Source organism: candidate division KSB1 bacterium, from assembly GCA_034506335.1.
GTDB lineage: Bacteria > Zhuqueibacterota > Zhuqueibacteria > JANLFK01 > Oleimicrobiaceae > Oleimicrobium.
In genome coordinates this window covers 22538-31993 of record JAPDPR010000047.1, presented here as the reverse complement: position 1 = coordinate 31993, position 9456 = coordinate 22538, and the positions used below count along the sequence as shown (strand labels likewise).

General features: G+C 59.5%; 5 protein-coding genes. 1 reads left to right on the top strand and 4 read right to left on the bottom strand.

Annotation, left to right across the window (positions count from 1 at the left end; translation table 11 throughout):
- Positions 1 to 482 (top strand): hypothetical protein (locus tag ONB25_12400; protein MDZ7393687.1); only part of this gene is annotated, 482 nt, incomplete at its 5' end.
- 301 nt (positions 483 to 783) lie between these two features.
- Here ONB25_12400 and ONB25_12395 read toward each other — a convergent pair.
- The 4 genes from ONB25_12395 to ONB25_12380 form a co-directional block, all read right to left on the bottom strand.
- Entirely contained in the window at positions 784 to 1416 is a 633-nt protein-coding gene (locus tag ONB25_12395; GenBank protein MDZ7393686.1) for a hypothetical protein, read from the bottom strand.
- 90 nt (positions 1417 to 1506) lie between these two features.
- Positions 1507 to 2667, bottom strand: a complete 1161-nt coding sequence (locus tag ONB25_12390) for a FlgO family outer membrane protein (GenBank protein ID MDZ7393685.1) — start codon at positions 2665 to 2667, stop codon at positions 1507 to 1509.
- A 158-nt stretch (positions 2668 to 2825) separates the two neighbouring features.
- The gene (locus ONB25_12385; protein ID MDZ7393684.1) at positions 2826 to 5540 is read right to left on the bottom strand and encodes a M14 family zinc carboxypeptidase; all 2715 of its coding nucleotides are present in this window, start codon (positions 5538 to 5540) and stop codon (positions 2826 to 2828) included.
- A gap of 33 nt (positions 5541 to 5573) precedes the next feature.
- The gene (locus ONB25_12380; protein MDZ7393683.1) at positions 5574 to 9371 is read right to left on the bottom strand and encodes a S8 family peptidase; all 3798 of its coding nucleotides are present in this window, start codon (positions 9369 to 9371) and stop codon (positions 5574 to 5576) included.
- Positions 9372 to 9456: the final 85 nt, after the last annotated feature.

The following is a 9456-nucleotide window of genomic DNA, read 5'->3' as shown; positions in this document are numbered from 1 at the left end:
TTCGCTCGGCAGCTACGTTTGCGTCCTTCGGCGAAAAAGAAAAGGCATTTACTTCGGTGGGAACCATCGCGGGATTCCGCCATGACCTACTCTCCTTCGTGGCAGGCATAGAAGCGGACCCGTTCAGTCGTGAGGTCGTGCGACCCTTCGCACATGGGGGACCAGGGATTTACGCCTACTCAGGCCGCGCCATTGACATGGGTCGACTGCGCCCAGGAGAACGCATTGCGCCGGACGAGTTCCACTTCAAGTGGCAGGTGCGCTTCGGGGTGGAAATAGGGGGCGGCGTCGTTATCCAACTGGTACCAGATCTCGTTCAAGCCAGAGTTGCCGTGAGCTATACGACGGTCTTCACTGGCGGCTTGGAGGGGTTTGTTGGCTACCAGGCGGGTGCACAGCTGTTCGAGTATCCGTATCCGTATCGGGGCACGCGGTTTGAGTATCTGCTTATAGGGGTCGGAGTGGTCTTTCAGCCACAATAAAGCATGCCAATATCAGTCGCACCGCCCCGCTGGGTTGGTATAGGGCGAGTGGCCCATTGTGGCCGCAATCGTGGATAGCGTAGTGTGTCGTATTTGTCGCATTGCACACTCTGTGACTTGGTGCGGTTGGTAGGCACGGACGTTCCCCTTCTTAGGCTTCCCGCGCGCGATAGATGAATCCCAACACGATTAGGGCACTGGTGTGTCCATAGGGTGAACTCTGCTGTGGCTAACGACTACTCAAAAGCAAAGGGGCCGACCTCAGAAGTGGTCGGCCCCTAGTGCTTCTCGGGGTTATCGGTTAGAACACAATGCCGGCAGTGATTCCGACGAAGGTGGTGGCGTCATTCTCGGTGAAAATGTGCCGGTAGAGGCCCTGAATGATGAGGTTCATGGTCGACGAGAAGGGCGTCTCAAATCCAGCGCCCGCCGCAATGCCAACTTTGTTTTCGTCCTCCTTGAAAGTCTCTTCTCCCGAGTAGTAGCCGGGGATGTCCACCTTCACGGTCATTTCGGTCCCAAGCATGTTGTAGGTGCCCTGCGCCAGCAGGAAGAACTGGGTGCTCGCCTCCGGTGGGGTCAGGTAGGGCCTCAGTCCGACTGCCAGCTCCACGATGTGCGCGTTGCCAGACACGTCGAAGTAGTCGCGGAAGCCCGGAAACTGAGCCTCATATTCGTCTAAAAGCTTGTCCCCGTTGAAGGAGAACAGCTCATAGGCGGCACCAAACGTCAGGCCCAGCCGCTCAGAGGGGAACATGACGTACTGACCGTGCAGGCTATAGCCAACCTTGAAGTAGTCCTTGAAAGCATCCGGCGCCAGGGGAATTGCGCCGCCCGCAAAGAGCTCGATTTGGCCACGTCGGGCCTGGGCCATTGCTTGGGTGGAAACCAGGAACAGCCCCAGCGCGAGCAGAACGATGGTCGTCCGTCTCATGGGTGGTCCTCCTTGTGCAGATGAAGCATCGCGAAGCCGATAGCGGCTTAGGCCGCCTGCCAACAACAATAGAGCCCACTGCGAGTCGGGCTACTTGGTGATGACGCGATCGCGCAGCGCCGGTGTCCCGGACTTGGTTCTGGTAATATGCGCTAAACTGTAGGAATCGAACACTTCCGTGACCTGTACCTCGCACAGCTCATCGATCATCTTGCCGATCACTTTCCCCGACACCGGGTGCACGATGGGTGCTCCCTCGCGGTAGACAATGCACTTGCGCCCCTTCTTCAGCCCGTTGCTCAGGCCCAGGTCCAGGGTGAGACGATCCCCGTCCAGACCGATGACGTAACCGGTCGCCAGCGGAAAGTCATCCCGGAACTTGCCGGCCAGCTCGGCGATCATTTGCGAGAGACTCTGCAGACTGATCCCGGTCACAAAGGCATCCTTGGCCGAAATGATAGTGGCAGTCTCCGTATCGATGAGTCGCGCGTCGATGGTCACGGAGTTGCCGCCCTGGGTGATGCTACCGATCATCACCGCGTCAACGCCAATCCCCTTGCCGATCTGCGCGGCCGTTGAGGCGTCCAGTACCCCGGACATGCCCAACTGCTGCTCAGCCAGGATCTTTTCCAACTGTGCACGCTCGATGACCTTGAAACGGTTGAGGTTGACGAGCTCGGTGATCACCTTATCAAGAAGGTCGATTTGTCCAAGCTCGCGGCCGATCCCCTTGCTGGCAAAGGGCAGGACGGCAATGCTCAGACGCTCACCCACTGCAGTGGCTGCAGCAGACTCTGGCTGCGAAGGCTTGCTGGCGGGTGGCTCAGAGGGCTCCTTCCCTGGGAAGTCTTCGTAAGGTGGGGGCTCACCCTTCGGCGGCCGTTCCCCCCGATTAACGAGCTCCAGGAAGCGCTTGGCGCGCGGCGTGGGTGATTGCGCCAGCGAGGTGGATAGCTCGCGACGCGCATTCTCCAGGTCACCCAGGTAGTAGTAGCAGATGCCCAACTCGCGGTGTGGATAATACTCGATGAAAGTAGTCCCTTGCGCCCGTTGCTTGGCGCTGTCCTTGGCACGGACCTTGAGAGCCGCCTGGAAATGCTGGACCGCCTCCTGAAGCCTCCCCTCGCGCGCTGCTTGCAACCCCCGTGCATAGTCAGCGTGCCATTGGGGAGAGGGTGTTGCCCTAAGCAGAGACCCCGACAGCCCGAGGAGAATTGCGCCGCAGGTCAAAAGAGCGACAGTTCGTTTCATATCGAGTCCCTCACGCTACCTTGTGCTTGCCCAATCCTCGAGGCGTCGAGGATCGCACCGGGCCGCCCCCTTCTTGAAGGTGGCCTAAGATACGCAAATCCAAGACAAATATCAAGCAGTTTCTATTCGAGCCACATCGAAGCTGTCTTGACGACTCCTCACTCGAGTTTGACAACCTTTCGCGTGAAACCCAATTCTCTGCCTCGCACCACGATCACATAAAGACCGCTGGGCACGGGCGTACCACCTTCTGCGTTCCCGTCCCAGCGCACACGATGCATGCCTGGCTCAAAATAGGCTTCTCCCAGGTTGCGTACTGTCTTTCCAAGCACGTCCACCACGCGGATGGACAAGCGGTCCCGGAAGGGGACTTCCAAGACTAACGTGGTGGCAGGATTGAACGGATTGGGATACGCCTGACTTAGCGTGAACTTTGCCTGGCCAGATGAGCACTCGTCGGCCGTGACTACCGCAGTGCCAAAGTCCAATCGCACGTCATCGATGTACCACCCGGCCAGATTGATGTCTGAGTCGGAGGCGAAGTGGAAGCGGATCTGCACCCTGTGTCCGGCGTAGGCCGAAAGGTCGACTATCTCCTCGTGCCAAAAGTCGCCGGTGCCCGATGGCCCGCCGAATGCGGGTTCGCCCCCAAGCACAGCGTTGTAGGAATGCACCTGATTGTCGTAGCCGCCCACAGGGTAGACGAGCGCAAAAGGTCCGCCGTCCACGGAGATCTTGATGTTGCCCCCGTCCCACAGGGCTCCGGAGTATTCAAACTCATACCAGTGCCAGAAGCGCAACTGCACTGAACTCGCATGAGAGGGGAGCTCAATTGGTGGCGTGTCAAGGCGCGAGTCGGAGTAGTCGCGATAGTTCCCGGCCAGGTTGGTGGCCCAGACGTTGTGCCCTGAATGGGCGGCCCGTGGACCGCTGGTGGGGATCCCCCACTGCCAATCACTCGAGTTGGAGCAGGTAAAGGCTGCCTCGCTTTCAAAGTCGAACAGCAGGTCCGCGGTAACCACGAATGTGAAAAAGCCAAACTCCGGAAGAAAGCCTCGGTTTCTGCGCCGCGAAGCGTCCTCTGCGACAATGCGGTATTCCCAGTGGTCGCCCGCCGCGGGGTTCTGTGCCAAAATTTCGGCGCGATATTGCTCAGGGAGGCCAGTGGGTACCAGCCGCAGCGAGTCCAATGGGCCACCGTTCTTGCGGAACTGTACCAGAATCCTCGCGATGCCCGAGTTGTCTCTGGCCTGCACTACGACCGGGTAGGCTCGGTCAAAGACCGACTTTTCAGTGATAGGCAGGTGCGCCAACGTCGGCGGCACCGTATCTGGAGCCACCGTGAACCGGTAGAGAGCTGTGGGCGCAGCCCGTGGTGCTCTGCCCACTTGACCTTTCTCATCTCTGGCTGAAATGTAATAGACGACGGTTGCGCCTGACTCTTGGCCTGGAAGCTGCGCTGCAAAGACGCCCTGTTCGCCCTGAGGGAGCATCGCCACGGAGTCGAAGCTGGCCTGTCCATCTATGGCAAAGTGCAGCCACACTGCTTCTCTGACGATGGGCGACGGCGCAGTGGTACTCAGGGGAATAGCAGGCGAGACCTTGGCCTCAACGCGATAGGGACCAGTTGTGTCTTCTGTGTCGCGCAGGGGCGTGTGGGTGATGATGGGCTCCTCGCCTGCCGCATAGCAGATATACAGGTTTGGCCCCAAATTCTCCAAAATCTCCTGCATGATGCGTGAGGTGTCGGGGTGAAACTGGACCCCCACCTCCGGCGTGAAGGCAAAAATCTTGTTCTTCTGCGTCTGCTCGCCGTACAGCCAGTCGTCCGAGTCGCCATTAGTGATGTAAATGGTGCCTGAAGCGGCGTTGCCAGGCGAGTAGCCATTGTATGCGACGCAGCTGTCTGCCAACGCTTTGAACACCGCGTGATCTGGGGTGTTCATGGCCCGGTACCCCCATGGGTAGAGGAGCAGCTGGCCATAGCTGTGGTAGGAGAGCGAAATCTTGAACCGGTGTTGCAGACAAAGGTCTCTGATGGCCTGGACTTCTGGTTCCGAAAACGCCGCGGGCCCACGATAGGTTTGGTCTGAGGGGATGGGACTGGAACCCTGATTGTCATAGCCCCACATGTAGCCGTAGTTACGGTTCAAATCTACCCCGTAGGAGCCGTCCCCGTTGTCTCGCCTGTTCTTGCGCCACCACCGATCTGTGGTGAAAACGTAGGCATGCCCATCCGGATTGACCAATGGCACCAACCAGATCTGACGATTGTCTACCAGGTAGGTCACATACGGGTCCGTGCCATAGTTGGTGAGCAGGTAGTTCATGAAGTAGAGGACAATCTCCGGTGTGATGATCTCCCGCGCATGGTGGCAGCCCATGATGAGCACTTCCGGTTCGTCTTCCTCCACTGCCGCGTTATCCGAGATCTTTACCGCCCAAATGTCGCGGTCGGCCTTGTTCTGGGTCTTCTCCCAAGAGTCGCCTATGTCCACCACCTGCGCCAGCCCTGGGTAGCGCATAGCCGCCTGGTGAATTGCCTCGACCACTTGTTGATAGTTGTGGAACCGGTCGAAATAGCCTTGGGTCCGCCATTCCTTGTCCAGCGCCTCCAGGTCGTCGATCAGGGTTTCCGTTTTCAATCCAAGTCGGGCAAAGGCAGCTCGCTGTTCAGGCGTGGCGATGACGTCGACGTAGGTTCCGTCCCTGGCACTTCCGGCGATGTCCGGGGCGAGGGCGGCAAAGGACGAGATCACCTGGGCCTCTTGGTCAACAAGCCGCACGCGCACTAGTTGGCGAACCGAGGTGCCGGCCGCAGCTACCGCGGCCATTACTCCGAGGAAAGCAAGAATCATCGCGTTCTTGTGCATTTCTTCTCTTCCTCTCGAGGAGACCGCATGGTGTTACTGCAGCACGATCATCTTCCGCGACTGCCGGTACCCGGGGGCCTCCAGCCGGTAAAGATACAGGCCAGTAGGCACGGGGATACCAGCTTCGTTGGTAGCAGACCACCGCACCCGATGCTCCCCGGCAGGGAGATGGTCATCCACGAGCGTGGCTACAAGCTGGCCGAGCGGGTTGAACACCCTCAGCGTGATGTGTCCAGGTTTAGGCACGGTAAATCGTATCTCCGTCCCTGGATTGCACGGATTAGGATGATTTTGCTGCAGCGCATACTCCACCGGAGTTGCCGAGGTCGCCGCTGGTTCCTCTACCTCGACGGTCGGTCCGGTCACGATGCGCACATCGTCGATGAACCAGCCGCGGAAGAGAGGACCCTGCGTGGCATCGCTGACGAACCTGAAGCGAATCCGCACCTGATTGAACCCAGGGCCGGCAAACGACCGCAACGACCGGCACTCTTCCACCCAGGTGGCACGCACGCCGGTCAAAGCCGGTCCGAGCTGGGACCACGAGCGGCCGCCGTCCGTGGAAACCTCCACGTAACCAAAGTCCTTGTTGTTCTCGATGTAGTACTTGGTCCAGAAGTACAGTGCTGCACCTGTGGTTTGGGACAGATCTGCGTCAAACGCCATGGCGATGCTCCCATCGTAGCTGGTGGGGTACGTCTGGCCCGGACTCTGGTTGACACACAGTTCGCCGGAGCGTGCGTAGAAGGAGTCCAGACCCCAGCTCCCTTGGGACACGTCCCAGTCGGCAAGCCCGGATTCAAAATCCTCATATCCGACAACCATCGCGAAGGTATCGGAAACTGCCTCGTTGCCGGCTGCGGAGCGGTCGCGGGCAAAGATTGCATACCGCACCGTGTCGCCATAGGTTGCGAAGGGGGGCAAGGGAGCGCGCCACAGCCCGGTGACTGGGCTAGGGAGCATAGGTGCCTTGCGCGTGAGCCCACCCACGCCATAGTAGACACAGACCTGGCTGGTGTCGATGCCAAGGTTGTCACTCAGCACTGCCTCCACCCATGCCGTGTCCGCAGCATTGAATAGGCGCCGAAGTGGCTTGTGGGAGATGGTGGGAGGTGTGCGGTCACTCCCGACCCTGTACCGGAACACAGTCGCAGGGGCCTCAAAAGGCAAATGCAGGGCGTAATACAGGGTCTTGACACGGAAGTAATACTCCACTGTAGCCGTGTCGCCGGTGGCGGGAATTTCCGCCTGGTAGCGCCCCCGTGAACTCTGCTGCATGGTTTCCGTCTTGTAGTGCTCCTCTCCCACCTTGCGCCACAGGAGCTCAACCTGAGAGAGGTCGGGCAGCATTCGCTGGAGGGTGATGCTGAGCGGGCGCGCTTGTCCTGGCTCCTCCGTATCGGGAAGCGGTGTGTGTTCAATGGGATTGAGCCAGCGGAGGGTGCGGGCCAACACTTCTTGGCGCAGGGTGGACGCACTACTCGGTACGCTTGTCAGCGTAGCATCAATTGCCTCCAGGCCAAAGCCGAAATAGACGGTCTTGTACCCTCCTTGATAGCGGACAGCACCTACCCCTCCGTTCCTGTACGCGAAAACGGGTAGCCCTCCGTTGACCGGTTCCAGCACCTCCGGAAACTGCTCGTCCGCGTTGCGACCAGGTTGGTAGATGGAAAAAGCAAGGCCGTGTCCGATGGGGTCGCCAGTGATGCCCACTAACCGCTGGTCGTCGCTGTTATCGGCGCGATACCGAGCATGGAGGTAGCCCTCCAAGAACGCCACCCCTTGTTGGCCGTACCATGGGCTGGTGGGGTCTGCCAGGCTGTAGGCTAGATCTTGACCCGTGATGAAGAGACAGCCCGCACCATCCAGATACGATCTCAGTGCAGTCATGTCGGTCGCCGTCAAATAGGGAAACGACCATTCGCTCACCCAAATGATCATTGGGAACTGGAGAAGAACACTTGCCGAAGGCGTCCCCAACACGCTATGGTCCCACACTCCATAAGGGACACCTAGTCTGTCCAAGAGGTAAGTGTAGAACTCGCTCGGATTGACCGCCGGATTGAGCGGGCTCCCTTCAGTGTCCTTGGTGTCGTCTACCACAAGTACCGGCGTGGTGCCGATGAGAAGGCGCAAGGAGTCTACAAGTGCCGTCCCCCCGTCATAGGCGATGCTGATGAAGAGTGTAGTTGTGTGTCCCAGTGCCGTGGGAAGAACGCGCGCCACCAGCGGCGTGCTGAGCTCGAACTCGGCGTCGGCACCCACGTCACCGACAAACACCTCGGGCCTGGGGAAAGTCAATGATGTGTCCCTGGTGCTCAACACCACAGAGGCATTTCTGACCTCCGTTACGGAAAAGTTCCGGAATCTGCCGGTAACCTGTATGAGCTCATTATGCTCAAAAGCGCCGTCGCCGTCACCGCCTGCTTCGGTGACCACCAGCGTGTCCGCCCGCACCTTGGGGGGAAGCGGCACCGCCGACTCTGACACGGCACGAAATGCATTGACGCGCCCACTACCCAATTGCCCTTCGAACCCGGGATTGACCGCGTCGACATTGTCGGCAGTGAAGACCACCTGCTGCATGATGCGCAGGGGCGACCAGTCCGGATGCTGTGTGGCAATGAGGCCGCAGGTGCCTGACACTATGGGCGTCGCCAACGAGCTGCCGGAAGCCCGGCCATAGTTGCCACCCGCACGGGGCACCGTGGAGTAGAGGCTAAGGCCGGGGGCGGCAACGTCCACAGTTATGCCGTAGGAGCTTCCCACCCATTCGCCTTCTTGGTACACGGCTATGCGCTGATCTCTATCGGTGAGCCAGGTCACGCTGAGCACATTGCGGTAGGCGCTCGGATAGTGGGGTTGGTCGGTGACCGTGTTACCTGCTGCGGCCACAACTATTGCGCCCATGGCGGTCACGGTGTTGATGATATCTTGCTCGCTGGCGGCCGGTTGTCCATAGCGGCCCCAACTGCAGTTTATAACGCGGGCGCCTGCCCGTGCCGCATAAATGATCCCCTCGTACCCAAATGAGACCGATCTGGGGCTGCTATCGTAACTGGTCTTGACCGGCATGTACCGACAGCCCCAACTGGTGCCGGCAATGCCCACCCCGTTGTTGGTCACCGCACATGAGACGCCGGCCAGAAGTGTGCCGTGGTCGAAAAAACCATCGGGATCCGCGGGACAGTTGCTCGGGTCGTTATCTCTTTCCGCGAGGTCGTACCCGTGTACGTCATCGAGGTAGCCGTTGCCGTCATCGTCCACGTGGGGCAGACCTTTCGCCTCGCGCCAATTAGTCCAGACATTGGCGGCCAGATCGGGGTGCTGATAGTCTACCCCGTTGTCCACAATAGCAATGATCACGCTGCTGTCCCCCTTGACCACGTCCCAGGCCTGAGGTGCCTTGACGATGCGCAGGTAAGTTTGCTCGGAGAAACTGGGATCGTTCGGCGTATCTTCCACGTGGTGGACAAACAGGGGGTCTGCGTATTCCAGGTAGGGGCTCTTGCGCAATTCGGCTGCCACTTGCGCAGGGTCCAGCGCGGGGTCAATGGAAACGCGGTAGATTCGTTCGCCGCCGTTGGGAGCGTGTTTCGCACCCCTGAGGAGCTGGTGCACCTGACGGACGCCAAAGCGCGCCAAGGTTGCATCAACCGCTGGCGCACCCGTGGCTTGCCCCCCGCTCAGGAGCGTGGGCGCCACACCAGGCTTGAGCTTAACAATCAGCTGGCCAGGCACATACTTGTCCTTTCCTTCAGGCCCGCGCAAAGGCAGTCCAGCGCCGTAGGCAATGGCGGCCGCGATCCACAGCCCCACTGCCGTAAACAAGACCCCTCTCCTGTGGCAACACGATGAGCGCATTTCGTAATCCTTTCTTCTACCTTCTTTCTCTTACTGGTCCCAGGTTTCGTGT